Source organism: Pseudomonas sp. BB438, assembly GCF_057180225.1.
The window spans coordinates 3,199,241-3,214,494 of sequence record NZ_CM170001.1 but is presented as its reverse complement, the minus strand read 5'-3'; the positions used below and the strand labels follow the sequence as shown (position 1 = coordinate 3,214,494).

Genomic DNA, 15,254 nt, shown 5'->3' with positions numbered 1-15,254 from the left:
CGGATCGGGAGACGCCATGAAACGCGTGGCCATGCTGCTGTTCCCCGGCGTGCAGGCGCTGGATGTTTCCGGGCCGCTGGACGTGTTCGCCGAAGCCAATGCCTTCGTGCCTGCCGGCCACGGTTATCAGGTGGTGACGCTCGCGGCGGCGCCCTACCCTGTGCGCGCCTCCAACGGCCAACTGCTCGTCGCCGACTTCAATCTGGAACACGGCGACGGCGCGGCCGACATCCTGCTGGTGCCGGGCGGGCCGGCCCTGCCGGAAGCATCGCCGTCGTCCGACCTGCTCGACTGGTTGCGTGCGGCGTGCGCACGGGCGCCACGCTACGGCTCGATCTGCACCGGCGCTTTCCTGCTCGGCCATGCCGGGCTGCTGGACGGCAAGCAGGTGACCACCCACTGGAGCGATGCGCGCCGTCTGGCCGAACTGTTCCCGCAGGCGCGGGTGGAGCCGGACCGGATCCATGTGCGTGACGGCGCCTTGGTGACGTCGGCAGGCGTGACTGCCGGGATCGACCTGGCACTGGCGCTGGTCGCCGACGACCACGGCGCGGCGGTGGCGCTGTCAGTGGCAAAACGGCTGCTGGTGGTGGCGCAGCGTCAGGGCGGACAATCGCAGTTCAGCCCCTTCCTGCAGGCACCGGCCGACGAAGGTTCGCCCGTGGCGCGCATCCAGCGCTACGTGCGGGAACACCTCGACCAGCCGCTGGGCGTGCCGCAACTGGCCGCCGAGGTGGCGATGAGCCCGCGCAGCTTCGCCCGCACCTTCGTGCGCGAAGCGGGCGTGACGCCGGCGGAGTTCGTCCAGCGTGCGCGTATCGACGCGGCGCGCGGCCTGCTGGAGGGCAGCGACCAGGCCCTGAAGACGATCGCCTGGCGCTGCGGCTTCGGCAGCGCGGCGCGCATGCGCCTGGTGTTCGCACAGCGCCTGGGGGTGACGCCGACGCAGTATCGCGAGCAGTTCCGCCGCAAGGGTTGACCAGTTTTTCGTAGGAGCGAGCTTGCTCGCGAACCGCGCTCCGCCGATGTTTCAGTGCCTGCGACGAGCCATCGCGGACGGAGTCCGCTCCTACGCCCGAGCGAGGCAGGTGCCTGCTGATGTAGGAGCGGATTCATCCGTGATCGGGTCGGCGCCACGCCGGGCGACAGGTTCGCGAGCAAGCTCGCTCCTACAGGCTGCCTGAAGGTCCGCTACAGGCCGATTGGATTCGCGGACGAGGTCCGCTCCTACACGGAAAGGTCGGCGTTCTCCTGCTGCAGGGCGGTTCGCGAGCAAGCTCGCTCCTACCTGAAAATCTTGCCGGGACATGCCCTCTCCCCCCGCCCTGGCTGCGCGCCCCGCTCCGAAGGGAGAGGGAGTTGTCCGTGCCGGCTGACGCCATGGATACATCCTGCACCGACCGATCCCCTCTCCCTTCAGGGAGAGGGTTAGGGAGAGGGAAAATCCCAGGCACAAACTGTCAGAGAAAGACAGTTGCTCCTACGAGGGGGATCGGCGCGCGCTTGCGTAGGAGCGGACATTGTCTGCGAAATGTCTGCTCCGGCGCCCTGGCTGCCGCTCAGATCGGCGGCGCCGAGCGCAGCATCACCGACTTCAGTGCGAACGCCGACTTGATCCCCGCCACGCCGGGAATCTGCGTCAGGGTGTTGGTGAGGAACAGCTGGTACGCCGACAGGTCCTTCACCACCACCCGCAGCATGTAGTCGGCGTCGCCGGTCATCTGGAAGCAGCTCATCACCTGCGGCGCCTGGACGATGCGCTCTTCGAACCGGGCGAGGTAGTCGCCGGTCTGCTTTTCCAGGGACACCGAGACGAACACGCTCATGCCGCCGGACAGGCGCTCCTCGTCGAGGCGGGCGAAGTAACCCTGGATGTAGTGCTCCTCCTCCAGGCGACGCACCCGGCGCAGGGTCGGGGTCAGCGACAGGCCGATGTTCTGCGCGAGATCGCGCCAGGAGAGCCGGCCATCGTCGGCCAGGGCGCGGAGGATTTTCAGGTCGGTGCGGTCGAGATCAGCCATTTTCCCTCGTACTACTGAGCGTCATTTTTATAGTTCAAACACACTAATCCTGAAGCTCAGACCTAGTCAATTTGGAGCAAAAAACCAATCGGTCACACCTATACTGAAACCACAACTACAACAACCGAGGACCTCACCATGAGTGATGTCACCACCCGCCACGCGACCCCGCGCGGCACCCGCACCGTAGCCTTACCCGGCCGGGTGCGCCCGCCAGGCATGGCCTCTTCCGTCTGCTGATCCACACCCACGATCACTACTGGAGACCCGCCATGACCGACTACGCTCCGCTCCGCCTGCACGTCCCCGAACCCACCGGGCGTCCGGGCTGCAAGACCGACTTCTCCTACCTGCACCTGTCGCCCGCCGGCGAGGTGCGCAAGCCCGACATCGACGTGGAGCCGGCGCAGACCACCGACCTGGCCTTCAGCCTGGTGCGCGTGATCGACGAAGACGGCAATGCCGTCGGCCCCTGGGCCCCGGACCTGAGCCACGAGCAGTTGCTGCGCGGCATGCGCCTGATGCTCAAGACGCGCATCTTCGACGCGCGCATGCTCACCGCCCAGCGCCAGAAGAAGATGTCCTTCTACATGCAGTGCCTGGGTGAAGAGGCCATCGCCACCGCCCACACCATGGCCCTGCGCGACGGCGACATGACCTTCCCGACCTACCGTCAGCAAGGCATCCTGATCACCCGCGACTACCCGCTGAAAGACATGATCTGCCAGCTGCTCTCCAACGAGCAGGACCCGCTCAAGGGCCGCCAGCTGCCGATCATGTACTCCAGCCGCGAGAAAGGTTTCTTCTCCATCTCGGGCAACCTCGCTACCCAGTTCATCCAGGCCGTCGGCTGGGGCATGGCCTCGGCGATCAAGGGCGACACCAGGATCTCCTCCGCCTGGATCGGCGACGGCGCCACCGCCGAGTCCGACTTCCACACCGCCCTCACCTTCGCCCACGTCTACCGCGCGCCGGTGATCCTCAATGTGGTCAACAACCAGTGGGCGATCTCCACCTTCCAGGCCATCGCCGGCGGTGAAGGCACCACCTTCGCCAACCGTGGCGTGGGCTGCGGCATCGCCTCGCTGCGGGTGGACGGCAACGACTTCCTCGCCGTCTACGCCGCCTCGCAATGGGCTGCCGAGCGCGCCCGTCGCGGCCACGGCCCGAGCCTGATCGAATGGGTCACCTACCGCGCAGGCCCGCATTCCACGTCGGACGACCCGTCCAAGTACCGCCCCGCCGACGACTGGACCAATTTCCCCCTGGGCGACCCCATCGCCCGCCTGAAGCAGCACCTGATCGGCCTCGGCATCTGGTCCGAGGAACAGCAGGAAGCGCTGAAGAAGGAGCTGGAAGCCGAAGTGATCGCCGCGCAGAAAGAGGCCGAACGTCACGGCTCGCTGGTGGACGGCCACGTGTTCAGCGCCGCCAACCTGTTCGACGACGTCTACAAGGACCTGCCGGAACACCTGCGCCGGCAGCGCCAGGAGCTCGGGGTATGAATGCCATGAACCCGCAACACGAAAACGCCCAGGCGGTCACCAGCATGACCATGATCCAGGCGCTGCGCTCGGCCATGGACGTGATGCTCGAACGCGACGACAACGTCGTGGTGTTCGGCCAGGACGTCGGCTACTTCGGCGGCGTATTCCGCTGCACCGAGGGCCTGCAGAAGAAGTACGGCACCTCCCGCGTATTCGACGCGCCGATCTCCGAGAGCGGCATCATCGGTGCCGCCGTGGGCATGGGAGCGTATGGCCTGCGCCCGGTGGTGGAAATCCAGTTCGCCGACTACGTCTACCCGGCCACCGACCAACTGGTCTCGGAAGCCGCGCGCATCCGTTACCGCTCGGTCAACGATTTCACCGTGCCCATGGTGGTGCGCATGCCCTGCGGCGGCGGCATCTACGGCGGGCAGACGCACAGCCAGAGCCCGGAGGCGATGTTCACCCAGGTCTGCGGCCTGCGTACCGTCATGCCATCCAACCCCTACGACGCCAAGGGCCTCTTGATCGCCTGCATCGAGAACGACGACCCGGTGATCTTCCTCGAACCCAAGCGCCTGTATAACGGCCCATTCGACGGCCATCACGACCGCCCGGTGACCCCGTGGTCCAAGCACCCGGCCAGCCAGGTGCCCGAGGGTTACTACAGCGTGCCGCTGGACAAGGCAGCCATCGCCCGCCCGGGCTCGGAACTGACCGTGCTGACCTACGGCACCACCGTCTACGTGGCCCAGGCCGCCGCCGAGGAAACCGGCATCGATGCCGAGATCATCGACCTGCGCAGCCTCTGGCCGCTGGACCTGGACACCATCGTCGAATCGGTGAAGAAGACCGGCCGCTGCGTCATCGTCCACGAGGCCACGCGCACCTGCGGCTACGGTGCCGAGCTGATGTCGCTGGTGCAGGAACACTGCTTCCACCACCTCGAAGCGCCGATTGCCCGCGTCACCGGCTGGGACACGCCCTACCCGCACGCCCAGGAATGGGACTACTTCCCCGGCCCCGCCCGCGTCGGCGCGGCCTTCAAGCGCGCCATGGAGGTCTGAATGGGCACTCACGTCATCAAGATGCCGGACATCGGCGAAGGTATCGCCGAGGTCGAGCTGGTGGAGTGGCATGTCCAGGTCGGCGACGAGGTCCATGAGGACCAGTTGCTGGCGGAAGTCATGACCGATAAGGCCACCGTGGAAATCCCCTCGCCGGTGGCTGGCACGATCATCGCCCTGGGCGGTGTGCCGGGCCAGGTGATGGCCGTGGGCGGCGAGTTGATCCGCCTGGAAGTGGAAGGCCACGGCAACCACCGCGAAGCCGCGCAACCCAAGCCCCACGACGAGGCGCCGGCAGCCAAGCCGGAAGCCAAACCGGCCCCCGTCGCCGAGGCACCCAAGCCTGCACCGCGTGTCGAGAGCAAGCCGGTCGCCCCGGCTGCGCGCCCCGCTCCCTCGCTGGCGCCGCGCCGCGCACCGGGTGAGAAGCCGCTGGCCTCGCCGGCGGTGCGCCAACGTGCCCGCGACCTGGGCGTGGAGCTGCAGTTCGTGCAGGGCAGCGGCCCGGCCGGGCGCATCCTGCGCGAGGACCTGGAGCATTACCTGGAACACGGCGGCGCCACCATTGCCTCCGGCTATGCCGCGCGCCACGACGAGCACCAGATCCCGGTGATCGGCCTGCGCCGCAAGATCGCGCAGAAGATGGCCGAGGCCAAGCGGCGCATCCCGCACTTCAGCTACGTCGAGGAGATCGACGTCACCGACCTCGAAGCCCTGCGCGTGCACCTCAATGCCAAGCATGCGGCGGCACGCGGCAAACTGACCCTGCTGCCGTTCATTGCCCGCGCCATGGTCGTCGCCCTGCGCGATTTCCCCCAGCTCAACGCGCGCTATGACGACGAAGCCGACGTCATCACCCGCTACGGCGCGGTGCACCTGGGCGTCGCCACCCAGAGCGACAACGGCCTGATGGTGCCGGTGCTGCGCAACGCCGAGTCCCGCGACCTGTGGGGCAACTCCGCGGAAGTCGCTCGCCTCGCCGAAGCCGCGCGCCACGGCAAGGCCAGCCGCGAGGAGCTCTCCGGCTCGACCATCACCCTGAGCAGCCTCGGCGCACTCGGCGGCATCGTCAGCACGCCGGTGATCAACTACCCGGAGGTGGCCATCGTCGGCGTCAACCGCATGGTCGAGCGGCCCATGGTGGTCAACGGTCAGGTCGTCGTGCGCAAGATGATGAACCTGTCCTCGTCCTTCGATCACCGGGTGGTCGACGGTATGGACGCGGCGGCCTTCATCCAGGCCGTGCGCGCCCTGCTCGAACATCCCGCCACCCTGTTCATCGATTGATGAGTGGAGCCAGAGACGTGAAACAGAACCAGACTCTCGAAACCACCCTGCTGGTGATCGGTGGCGGCCCCGGCGGTTATGTCGCGGCGATCCGCGCCGGCCAGCTGGGCATCCGCACCGTGCTGGTGGAAGGCGCCGCGCTGGGTGGCACCTGCCTGAACATCGGCTGCATCCCGTCCAAGGCGCTGATCCACGCCGCCGAGGAATACCTCAAGGCCCGCGAGTTCGCCGGCAAGTCGCCACTGGGCATCAGCGTGCAGGCGCCGAGCATCGACATCGAGCGCACCGTGGAATGGAAGGACGGCATCGTCGACCGCCTGACCACCGGCGTCGCCGCGCTGCTGAAGAAGCACGGCGTCACCGTGGTCCATGGCTGGGCGAAGATCGTCGACGGCAAGACTGTGGAAGTGGACCTGGCTGAAGGCGGCACCCAGCACATCCACACCGAGCACCTGCTGCTGGCGGCCGGCTCGACATCCGTCGAGCTGCCGTTTCTGCCGGTGGGCGGCAATGTCATCTCCTCCACCGAGGCGCTGGCACCGAAGACGCTACCCAAGCGCCTGGCAGTGGTGGGCGGCGGCTACATCGGCCTGGAACTGGGCACCGCCTACCGCAAGCTGGGCGTCGAGGTCACAGTGGTGGAAGCGCAGCCGCGCATCCTGCCGACCTATGACGAGGAACTGACCAAGCCGGTGGCCAACTCGCTGCGCAAGCTGGGCATCGAGCTGTACCTGGGCCATAGCGTGATGGGCCTGGAACCGGACGGCAAAGGCCTGCGGGTGCAGGATGGCGCCGGCTCCCAGCGGGTGATCGAAACCGACCAGGTGCTGGTCGCCGTCGGCCGCCACCCCAACACCGCCGGCTGGAACCTCGACACCCTGCGCCTGGACATGAACGGTCGCGCCGTGAAGATCGACGACCAGTGCCGTACCTCCATGCGCGATGTCTGGGCTATCGGCGACATCGCCGGCGAGCCCATGCTGGCCCACCGCGCCATGGCGCAGGGCGAGATGGTCGCCGAGATCATCGCCGGCAAGCGCCGCGCCTTTACGCCCACGGCCATCCCGGCGGTGTGCTTCACCGATCCGGAAGTGGTGGTGGTCGGACTGTCGCCGGAACAGGCACAGGCCGCGGGATACGAAGTGCTGGCCTCGAGCTTCCCGTTCGCCGCCAACGGCCGCGCCATGACCCTGGAATCCAGCGACGGATTCGTCCGCGTGGTGGCGCGCAAGGACAACCACCTGATCCTCGGCTGGCAGGCCGTAGGCAAGGCGGTGTCGGAGCTGTCCACGGCCTTCGTGCAGTCGCTGGAAATGGGCGCCTGCCTGGAAGACATCGCCGGCACCGTCCACGCTCATCCGACCCTTGGCGAAGCGGTCCAGGAAGCAGCATTGCGCGCGCTCGGGCATGCCTTGCACGTCTGAAGCCTGGCCTCTCCAACTGGCCTGGCCTCCAGGCTTCCCCCTCTGACCCGCCGCTTGGCGGGTCTTTTTTGCCGGCGGGTATTGCGCTGGATGGAACGCGGGCACGGCCCGCTCCTCCCAAAGGGTGGGCTCCTGTAGGAGCGAGACATGCCCGCGAACGGCGGACTTTGATCGATCACCGCACGGATTGTCGTGTTGCTTTCGTCCGCGACCACACGCTGGGACTCACAAGATCGCCGCCATTAACGCCAATTCGGCCAAATTAACGGGAAAATTCACTACAAAAGCCATCCATCTCCGTCACATTGACCTAATTAACCATTTGGTACATTTTGCTCCTACAGGCCTTTGTCTTCTCGGCCATACAAAAACAACGGAGCCCCCTTATGCCCCACACCCTGCTCGTGCTCAACGGGCCGAACCTCAACCTGCTCGGCACCCGCGAGCCCGCGACCTACGGCCACGAAACCCTCGACGACATCGCCGCGCTCTGCCAGCGCACCGGCGCCGAGAACGGCCTGGACATCGAGTTCCGCCAGACCAACCACGAAGGCCAACTGATCGACTGGATCCACCAGGCGCGCGGCCGCTGCGCCGGAATCCTGATCAACCCGGCCGCCTGGACCCACACCTCGGTGGCCCTCCGCGATGCGCTGTCCGCCGTGGAGCTGCCGGTGATCGAAGTGCACCTGTCCAACGTGCACAAGCGCGAGACGTTCCGGCACCACTCCTTCATCTCCGCCATCGCCGTGGGTGTCATCGCCGGGCTGGGCAGCGACGGCTACCGCGCCGGCATCCAGCACTTCGCCAGGTTGCTGCAGGGGTGAGCGCCATGAACGAGTACCGCACCGTACTGGCCGGCCTGATCGGCGCCGGCATCCAGGCGTCACGGACCCCGGCCCTGCATGAACGCGAAGGCGACGCCCAGGGGCTGCGTTATCTCTACCGGCTGATCGACCTGGATGCGCTGGGCGTCGACGGCGGCGCCCTGCCCGACCTGCTCGCTGCCGCCGAACGCATGGGCTACACCGGGCTGAACATCACCTTCCCCTGCAAGCAGGCGGTGATTCCGCTGCTGCACGAGCTGTCCGACGAGGCGCGTGGCATCGGCGCGGTGAATACCGTGGTGCTGCGTGATGGCAAGCGCATTGGCCACAACACCGACTGCCTGGGCTTTGCCGAAGGCTTCCGGCGCAACCTCAGCGACGCACCGCGCGAGCGCGTGGTGCAACTGGGCGCCGGTGGCGCGGGCGCTGCGGTGGCCCATGCCCTGCTCAGCGAAGGCGTGCAGCAACTGACGATCTTCGACGTGGACTTAGCCCGCGCGCAAGCGCTGGTGGACAACCTCAACGCGCATTTCGGCGGCCGGCACGCGCGGGTCGGTCACGATCTCGCCGGCGCAGTCACCGAGGCGGACGGGCTGGTCAACACCACCCCGGTGGGCATGGCCAAGCTGCCCGGCGCGCCACTGCCGCTGGAGCTGCTGCACTCGGACCTGTGGGTAGCGGAGATCATCTACTTCCCGCTGGAGACCGCGCTGCTCAGGCACGCCCGCAACCTCGGCTGCCGCACGCTGGATGGCGGCAACATGGCGGTGTTCCAGGCGGCGAAGGCATTCGAGCTGTTCAGTGGTGTCGAAGCGGACGCCGAGCGGATGCTGGCGCATTTCGGCGCAATGTAATCAGGCCGTGGAGCGATCTTCGCTCCACACCATCCTACGAAACTGGGAACCAACCTGCAGGAGCAGGCCGTGCCCGCGATCCGCCGGCAAGGCCGGCATCGGATGCGATAATCGCGGTAGCGCGGCTCAGGGCTGCACGTACCGCAACACCGCCTCGATGATCATGTCCTTGTGCCGCGCCTTGATCGCCGGATCTTCCAGTTCGACCTGAAACAGCGAGCCGACCGTATGGCGGTTGGAGACACGATAGAAGCAGAACCCGCTGATCAGCATGTGCACGTCGATGGCCTGCAGGCCGCCGCGGAACTGGCCGCTGGCGGCGCCCCGCTGGAGGATGTCTTCGATGGTGCGCAGGATGTTGCTGTTCATCGAGCGGATCGCCTCTGAGCCGGAGGCGAACTGGCCGTAGTGGATGTTCTCGATGCAGACGATGCGCACGAAATCCACGTTGCGGTCATGGTGATCAAAGGTGAAATCCACCAGCCGCCGCAGTGCGTCCAGCGGTTCGAGTTCCGCCAGGTGCAGCGACTGCTCGGTGCCGCGAATGTCACCATAGAGCTTCTCCAGCACCGCCTGGTACAGCTGCTCCTTGCTGCCGAAGTAGTAGTAGATCATCCGCTTCGAGGTGTTCATGCGCTCGGCAATGGCATCTACCCGCGCACCGGACAGCCCCTGCTGAACGAACTCGACGATGGCCGCCTGGAGGATGTCCTCGCGGGTCTTCTCCGGGTTGTTCTTGCGGCCCCGGCGGGCGGTTTCGGCGGGAGTCGGCTGGGTGGCGCTGTCGGTCATGGCTTTGCATCGTCAAGCAGGCGCCAGGGGCGCCAGCTGGGGTGAAGGGATGCGCGGATTATGCGCGTCCCCACGCCATTCAGGCAAAGTGCGACGACTCAGACCTTAGGCCGACGGGTCGTGCCATTGCGCGCCTGGGCCATGGCCGCCAGGCGCACGGCGACGTTGGCCGCGCCGTAACCGGCGTAGCCACCGCGGCGCTGGATGATCTCGAAGAAGAAGCGCTCCTCGAAGGGCTCGGTGTACACGTGGAAGAGCTCGCCGCCGCTGGCGTCGCGGTCGTAGAGCACGTTGAAGTAGGCCAGCGCGCTGAGGAACTCGTCGTCGAAGTCGTAGCGCGCAGCGAGATCGTCGTAGTAGTTGAGCGGGATTTCCAGCAGCGGCACTCCCGCGTCCTTCGCCCGCGCCACCTCCGCGAAGATGTCTTCGCAGGCAAAGGCGATGTGATGGACGCCGGAGCCGCGATAACTGGACAACGCGTGGGAGATCGCCGTGTTGCGGTTTTCCGAGATATTAAGCGGCAAGCGCACGCTGCCATTGGCGCTGCGCAGGGCGCGGCTCTTCACCAGGCCGTAGGGATCGGGCAGCACCACTTCATCGTCGGCCTCGAAGTCGAACAGGCCCTTGTAGAACAGCACCCAGCTGTCCAGCCCGTCCGCCGGCAGCGCCATGGCCATGTGGTCGATGCGCTGCAGCTTGCCGCAGGGCTGTGCATTCGGATCGAGATTGAAGTCCACCTCATAGATGGTCTGCCCGGCAGCGCGTTCCTCCACCAGATAAATGAGGCTGCCGTCCGGCGCGCGTACGGCCGGAATCTCTCGCTCATTGGGCCCAACCAGCCCGCGATACGGCTGCCCCTTGTAGTACTGCGCACGCTCCAGCGCACTGGCAGCGTCACGCACGCGCAACGCGGTAGCACACAGCGATGGGCCGTGGGCCTCGAAGAAGCTGTGGCCGAACGAATAGGGTTCTGCATTGAGCACGATGTTGATATCACCCTGGCGCAGGAGGCTCACTGCCTTGGAGCGGTGCTCGCCGGCACGGGCGAAGCCCAGGCGCTCCAGCCAGTTGCCCAGGCGCGCGCCAAGGGCTTCGTCCACGGCGAATTCGAGGAACTCCACACCATCAAGCTGGCTGGCCGGTGGCGGCGCGAACAGGCAGTCCAGTTGTTCCTGCGGCATGCCTTCGCCGAGCAGGCGCTCGCGGGTCTTCTCTTCCAGATACAGCAGCGAACGCAGGCCATCGGCGGCGTTGGCCCGCGGCGGCGCGGCGCGGAAGCCGTCGTTGAAGATTTCCAGCGACAGCGGGCCGCGATAGCCACTCTGGAGGATCGGCGCAAGGAAGCCCGGCAGATCGAACTCGCCCTGGCCGGGGAAATTGCGGAAGTGCCGGCTCCACTCGAGCACATCCATGGCCAGGATCGGCGCATCGGCCATCTGCACGAAGAAGATCTTCTCCCCCGGAATCTGCGCGATGCCGGCAGGGTCACCCTTCAGCGAAAGGGTATGGAAGCTGTCGAGGATCACACCCAGCGACGGGTGGTCCACCTCGCGCACCAGGTCCCAGACCTGCTGCCAGGTGTTCACATGACGCCCCCAGGCCAGGGCTTCGTAGCCCACGCGCAGGCCACGGGCGCCGGCACGCTCGGCGGCGAGGCCGAGGTCCTCGAGGAGGAATTCGCGCTCGCCCAGGCAGTCCGCCGCAACGTTGCTGCACATCAGCACCAGGTCGGTGCCCAGCTCCTGCATCAGGTCGAACTTGCGCTCCAGGCGGTCGAGGTTACGCGGCAGGCGGTCGCGGCGGCAGCCCTCGAAGTCGCGGAACGGCTGGAACAGGGTAATCGACAGCCCCAGGTCGGCACAGACGCGGCGAACCTCACGCGGGCTGCCGCCGTAGTAGAGAAGATCGTTTTCGAAGATTTCCACACCGTCGAAACCGGCGGCGGCGATGGCTTCGAGCTTGTCCGGCAGGGTCCCGCTCAAGGAAACGGTGGCGATCGAACGTTGCATCTCTGAACTCCCGCCGGGCGTGGTGAGGGGCTTGTTGGAATCGGTCTCCGGCTGAGTCTGATTATTCTGGCGGTCGGGCCCGGCAGCAATTTAAAGTGTACTAACTGGTTAGTTTTGTGTTCGATTACCGAACCAAAGGCCGTTTATCGAATTGACGCTGTTCCGGCCGCTGCTCAAGATTTAGCCACGTCGACGCAATCCGGCTCCCGGGGACCTGCCTCAATCCCCGGAGCACCCACAGCCGCTGCGAGATGGCCTGCGTGTCATCCATAACAATTTCAAGAACGGGTAAATGCTCATGTACATCCCCAACCTTCACCTCGCCGCCTCCATTCCCCCTCCGCAAACCGTCCTGGCCCGCCTGATGCCAGGCCTGTGCTGCCTGCTCGGGCGCCATCGCGCGCACTGATTTTCGCCAGCCACCGCACGTCTTTCCTCTGTCCACGCCGATCGGCGGTGGAGCACGCGGATGCCTGCGGCACGACAATAATTCCTGAGGCTGCGCGTCAGCCCGATAACGGATGGCCCCGATCATGATCCAAACGCAATCCGCTCCCCTCGCCGCGATCGCCCCGCATGGCTCCTCCTTTTTCGCCAAGGTGCGTGGCGCCATGGCCGTCGGCAAGGTGCGCTGGGGGATGCTCGCCCTGGTGTTCTTCGCCACCACCCTGAACTACATCGACCGAGCCGCCCTGGGCGTGATGCAACCGGTGCTCGCCGAGAAGATGGCCTGGACGGCCATGGACTACGCCAACATCAACTTCTGGTTCCAGGTCGGCTATGCCATCGGCTTCGTGCTGCAGGGCCGGCTGATTGACCGCATCGGCGTCAAGCGCGCGTTCTTCTTCGCCGTGCTGCTGTGGAGCTTTGCCACCGGCGCCCACGGCCTGGCCAGTTCGGCGGCCGGTTTCATGGTCTGCCGCTTCATCCTCGGCCTGACCGAGGCGGCCAACTACCCGGCCTGCGTGAAGACCACGCGCCTGTGGTTCCCGGCGGGCGAGCGGGCCATGGCCACCGGCATCTTCAACGCTGGCACCAACGTCGGCGCCATGGTCACCCCCGCGCTGTTGCCGCTGATCCTCGCCGCCTGGGGCTGGCAGGCGGCATTCCTCTGCATGAGTGCGCTGGGCTTTGTCTGGGTCGTGCTGTGGAGCCTGAAATACTTCAACCCCGAAGAACACCCGACGGTGAAGCAGAGCGAGTTGGACTACATCCAGGAAGCCGATGAGCCGCCGGCCGGGCGCGTGCCCTTCTCCACCATCCTGCGCATGCGCGGCACCTGGGCCTTTGCCCTGGCCTACGCCCTCACCGCGCCGGTGTTCTGGTTCTACCTGTACTGGCTGCCGCCCTTCCTCAATCAGCAGTACGGCCTGGGGATCAGCGTCACGCAGATGGGCATCCCGCTGATGCTGATCTGGCTGACCGCGGACTTCGGCAGCATCGGCGGCGGCATCCTGTCTTCCTGGCTGATCGGCCGCGGCATGAACGCCATCCATGCGCGCCTACTGTCGATGTTCATCTGCGCCTGCGCGATCATCGGTGTGATCGTCGCCGCCAAGGCCAGCGGGCTGTGGATCGCCGTGGCCGCCATCGCCCTGGGCGTCGGCGCGCACCAGGCGTGGACAGCGAACATCTGGAGCCTGGTAATGGACTACACGCCCAAGCACCTGATGAGCACGGTGTTCGGCTTTGGCGGCATGTTCGCGGCGATTGGCGGCATGTTCATGACCCAGATCGTCGGCTACATCCTCACCGTCACCCACAACAACTACGCGATCCTCTTCACCATCATCCCGACCATGTACTTCCTGGCCCTGGCCTGGATGTTCTTCATGGCGCCGCGCAAGGTGCCCGGTGCACCCGAGTGAGGGTCACCCTGCAATGAAGAACCCCGCCGATTGGCGGGGTTCTTCGTTTCACGCTCACTGTTTCAACGGCGTCAGCACCGGGGCCTGCTCATCCAGCAACATCCACACCAGCAGCTTGGCCGGCTTCTCGTTGCTGGCATTGCGCGACACCCGATGCGGGGTGTTCGGTGCCTCATACCAGGACTGGCCGGCCTGGTAGGTCACCGGCTTCTGCCCTTCCAACTGGGAGATCACCGCACCTTCGAGCACGTAGGCGAACACCGAACCGCTGTGCACGTGGGCGCCGGACGCCTGTCCGGGCGCGTAGGAGACGGTGATCATCAGGCCTTTCTTGCCCGCTGCGTCAGGGAGCTTGTGCTCCTGCTGGACTTCGATCTTTTCCTGGGTGGCGTCATGCGCAAAGAGCGGCAGGCTCAGGGCCAGGCCGAGGCCGGCGAAGAGGCATTTCAGGGACGTGGTGGCAGGCATGGCAGCGTTCTCGGGAGTGGGAAGATGAGTCCACGCTACGCCCGGCAGCCAGAAGGGCCAACAGCCAATTCGGCGGAAGATCGGGGAGCCATTGAGGTCGCCGGCGGGTTTGTGCCACACCGGGTTCGCGGGCATGGCCCGCTCCCACAACAGCACCCTGCAGGAGCGGGCCATGCCCGCGATCTGGCCGCACAGCGGCCACAAAAAAGCCCCGCACGCTGGCGGGGCTTTTCGAGGCGCAGCAACGGGATCAGCCCAGCAACGCACTCAGGTCCAGCACGCCATCCGTGCACGGCGGGCACCAGTAGTAGCCGCCGGTCAGGGGCCGACTGAAGCGGTACAGTGCATCGGTAATGCCGTCCTCCAGCCCGCTCATGCGGCGCAGCTGGACCTCGAAGGCATCCAGGGTGCAGCCGAAGGCGAGGAACATCAGCCCGGCGTCCTGGCCCTGGGTCCAGGGCATGGAACGGCGCACGATGAAGGCTTCCGGCTCGAAGCTTTCCTGGGCGGTGCGCTTGACGTGAGCGGACTCCGGCGCGTCGTCCAGCTCCTCGTTGTCGCTCAGGCGACGGCCCATGATGTCGTCCCGCTCGTGCTGCGGGAGCGCGGCGAAGTCCTGCAACTGGTGACGCCATTGCTGGATCGCGGCGAAGCTGCCACCGGCCAGGCCTGCACCATTTTCGACGATGGCCGCGGCGATAGCGTTGTCGTCCTGCGGGTTCTCGGTGCCATCCTCGTAGCCGGTCAGGTCGTGGCCGCTGCCGTGGCGGAAGGCCTCGGTCAGGCTGGTCAGTTCCAGTGCCGGCGCCAGCAGCGCTTGCAGCGCCTGGGTGTGCAGCAGCAGGTCGCCGCGTTCGCTGCCGCGCAGCCAGACCCACAGGGCATGCGGGGTGGACGGGTTATCAACGCCTACGCCGGCGATTGCCGGGAACTCACGCAGCCCCTCGATGCGGCGACCCAGCGCACGCACCAGCGACTCGCCGAAACCGACCACGGCGCGCTCGCCATCGGCGAACTGCATCAGGCGATCCAGCGCGGCGGGCAGGTCCTGCGGCGACTTCAGATCGAAGAACAGGTGGCGGGCGTGGGCGGGAACCGGGGTAGCGAGAATGCCGGGCTGGTAAAGGCTCATGACAGCGTCCTTGAACAA

General features: G+C 66.3%; 13 protein-coding genes. 8 read left to right on the top strand and 5 right to left on the bottom strand.

From position 1 onward, the window contains the following. The first annotated feature begins 16 nt into the window (after window positions 1-16). Window positions 17-979, top strand: a complete 963-nt coding sequence (locus tag AC1ZV1_RS14775) for a GlxA family transcriptional regulator (RefSeq protein ID WP_484297412.1) — start codon at window positions 17-19, stop codon at window positions 977-979. 580 nt (window positions 980-1,559) lie between these two features. Here the strand turns inward: AC1ZV1_RS14775 and AC1ZV1_RS14770 are convergent. Continuing rightward, window positions 1,560-2,021 carry an Lrp/AsnC family transcriptional regulator gene (locus tag AC1ZV1_RS14770; protein WP_024762520.1) on the bottom strand — a complete coding sequence of 154 codons (462 nt, stop codon included), beginning with the start codon at window positions 2,019-2,021 and terminating at the stop codon, window positions 1,560-1,562. A gap of 272 nt (window positions 2,022-2,293) precedes the next feature. Between AC1ZV1_RS14770 and AC1ZV1_RS14765 the strand changes: the two genes are divergently transcribed. From AC1ZV1_RS14765 to AC1ZV1_RS14740, 6 genes are all read left to right on the top strand, one after another. Then, window positions 2,294-3,526, top strand: coding sequence for a thiamine pyrophosphate-dependent enzyme (locus AC1ZV1_RS14765; RefSeq protein WP_484297411.1), 1,233 nt, complete (start codon window positions 2,294-2,296; stop codon window positions 3,524-3,526). Then, complete coding sequence (locus AC1ZV1_RS14760; RefSeq protein WP_484297410.1) at window positions 3,523-4,575, top strand: alpha-ketoacid dehydrogenase subunit beta; 1,053 nt, start codon at window positions 3,523-3,525, stop codon at window positions 4,573-4,575. The genes AC1ZV1_RS14765 and AC1ZV1_RS14760 overlap by 4 nt, the downstream gene beginning before the upstream one ends. Beyond that, the gene (locus tag AC1ZV1_RS14755) at window positions 4,576-5,862 is read left to right on the top strand and encodes a dihydrolipoamide acetyltransferase family protein (protein WP_484297409.1); all 1,287 of its coding nucleotides are present in this window, start codon (window positions 4,576-4,578) and stop codon (window positions 5,860-5,862) included. It begins immediately after the preceding gene. Window positions 5,863-5,879: 17 nt separating this feature from the next. Next, window positions 5,880-7,286: a dihydrolipoyl dehydrogenase gene (lpdA, locus tag AC1ZV1_RS14750; protein ID WP_484297408.1), complete on the top strand. Its 1,407-nt coding sequence runs from the start codon at window positions 5,880-5,882 to the stop codon at window positions 7,284-7,286. A 386-nt stretch (window positions 7,287-7,672) separates the two neighbouring features. Beyond that, window positions 7,673-8,113 (top strand): type II 3-dehydroquinate dehydratase, encoded by a 441-nt coding sequence (gene aroQ, locus AC1ZV1_RS14745; RefSeq protein ID WP_484297407.1) that lies wholly within the window; start codon window positions 7,673-7,675, stop codon window positions 8,111-8,113. 5 nt (window positions 8,114-8,118) lie between these two features. After that, window positions 8,119-8,967 carry a shikimate dehydrogenase gene (locus tag AC1ZV1_RS14740; protein WP_484297406.1) on the top strand — a complete coding sequence of 283 codons (849 nt, stop codon included), beginning with the start codon at window positions 8,119-8,121 and terminating at the stop codon, window positions 8,965-8,967. A gap of 126 nt (window positions 8,968-9,093) precedes the next feature. Here AC1ZV1_RS14740 and AC1ZV1_RS14735 read toward each other — a convergent pair whose 3' ends face one another. Then, window positions 9,094-9,759: a TetR/AcrR family transcriptional regulator gene (locus AC1ZV1_RS14735; RefSeq protein ID WP_484297405.1), complete on the bottom strand. Its 666-nt coding sequence runs from the start codon at window positions 9,757-9,759 to the stop codon at window positions 9,094-9,096. Window positions 9,760-9,857: 98 nt separating this feature from the next. Continuing rightward, window positions 9,858-11,768, bottom strand: coding sequence for a 3-dehydroshikimate dehydratase QuiC (quiC, locus tag AC1ZV1_RS14730; protein ID WP_484297404.1), 1,911 nt, complete (start codon window positions 11,766-11,768; stop codon window positions 9,858-9,860). A gap of 611 nt (window positions 11,769-12,379) precedes the next feature. Here quiC and AC1ZV1_RS14725 point away from each other — a divergent pair. Continuing rightward, entirely contained in the window at window positions 12,380-13,636 is a 1,257-nt protein-coding gene (locus tag AC1ZV1_RS14725) for an MFS transporter (RefSeq protein WP_484297566.1), read from the top strand. A gap of 54 nt (window positions 13,637-13,690) precedes the next feature. On the opposite strand, the gene AC1ZV1_RS14720 is transcribed toward AC1ZV1_RS14725, so the two are convergent. Together AC1ZV1_RS14720 and AC1ZV1_RS14715 are read right to left on the bottom strand one after the other, a co-directional pair. Continuing rightward, a complete protein-coding gene (locus tag AC1ZV1_RS14720) occupies window positions 13,691-14,104 on the bottom strand; it encodes a cupin domain-containing protein (protein WP_484297403.1) in 414 nt (137 codons plus the stop codon). Between the two features lie 250 nt (window positions 14,105-14,354). Beyond that, the gene (locus AC1ZV1_RS14715; protein WP_484297402.1) at window positions 14,355-15,236 is read right to left on the bottom strand and encodes a Dyp-type peroxidase; all 882 of its coding nucleotides are present in this window, start codon (window positions 15,234-15,236) and stop codon (window positions 14,355-14,357) included. Window positions 15,237-15,254: the final 18 nt, after the last annotated feature.

Excerpts from the sequence above, each read along its gene's own strand:
- aroQ (WP_484297407.1), top strand. The coding sequence starts at position 7,673 with ATGCCCCACACCCTGCTCGTGCTCAACGGGCCGAACCTCAACCTGCTC.
- AC1ZV1_RS14735 (WP_484297405.1), bottom strand. The coding sequence starts at position 9,759 with ATGACCGACAGCGCCACCCAGCCGACTCCCGCCGAAACCGCCCGCCGG.
- AC1ZV1_RS14755 (WP_484297409.1), top strand. The coding sequence starts at position 4,576 with ATGGGCACTCACGTCATCAAGATGCCGGACATCGGCGAAGGTATCGCC.
- AC1ZV1_RS14715 (WP_484297402.1), bottom strand. The coding sequence starts at position 15,236 with ATGAGCCTTTACCAGCCCGGCATTCTCGCTACCCCGGTTCCCGCCCAC.
- AC1ZV1_RS14720 (WP_484297403.1), bottom strand. The coding sequence starts at position 14,104 with ATGCCTGCCACCACGTCCCTGAAATGCCTCTTCGCCGGCCTCGGCCTG.
- AC1ZV1_RS14765 (WP_484297411.1), top strand. The coding sequence starts at position 2,294 with ATGACCGACTACGCTCCGCTCCGCCTGCACGTCCCCGAACCCACCGGG.
- AC1ZV1_RS14770 (WP_024762520.1), bottom strand. The coding sequence starts at position 2,021 with ATGGCTGATCTCGACCGCACCGACCTGAAAATCCTCCGCGCCCTGGCC.
- AC1ZV1_RS14725 (WP_484297566.1), top strand. The coding sequence starts at position 12,380 with ATGGCCGTCGGCAAGGTGCGCTGGGGGATGCTCGCCCTGGTGTTCTTC.
- AC1ZV1_RS14775 (WP_484297412.1), top strand. The coding sequence starts at position 17 with ATGAAACGCGTGGCCATGCTGCTGTTCCCCGGCGTGCAGGCGCTGGAT.
- AC1ZV1_RS14760 (WP_484297410.1), top strand. The coding sequence starts at position 3,523 with ATGAATGCCATGAACCCGCAACACGAAAACGCCCAGGCGGTCACCAGC.
- AC1ZV1_RS14740 (WP_484297406.1), top strand. The coding sequence starts at position 8,119 with ATGAACGAGTACCGCACCGTACTGGCCGGCCTGATCGGCGCCGGCATC.
- quiC (WP_484297404.1), bottom strand. The coding sequence starts at position 11,768 with ATGCAACGTTCGATCGCCACCGTTTCCTTGAGCGGGACCCTGCCGGAC.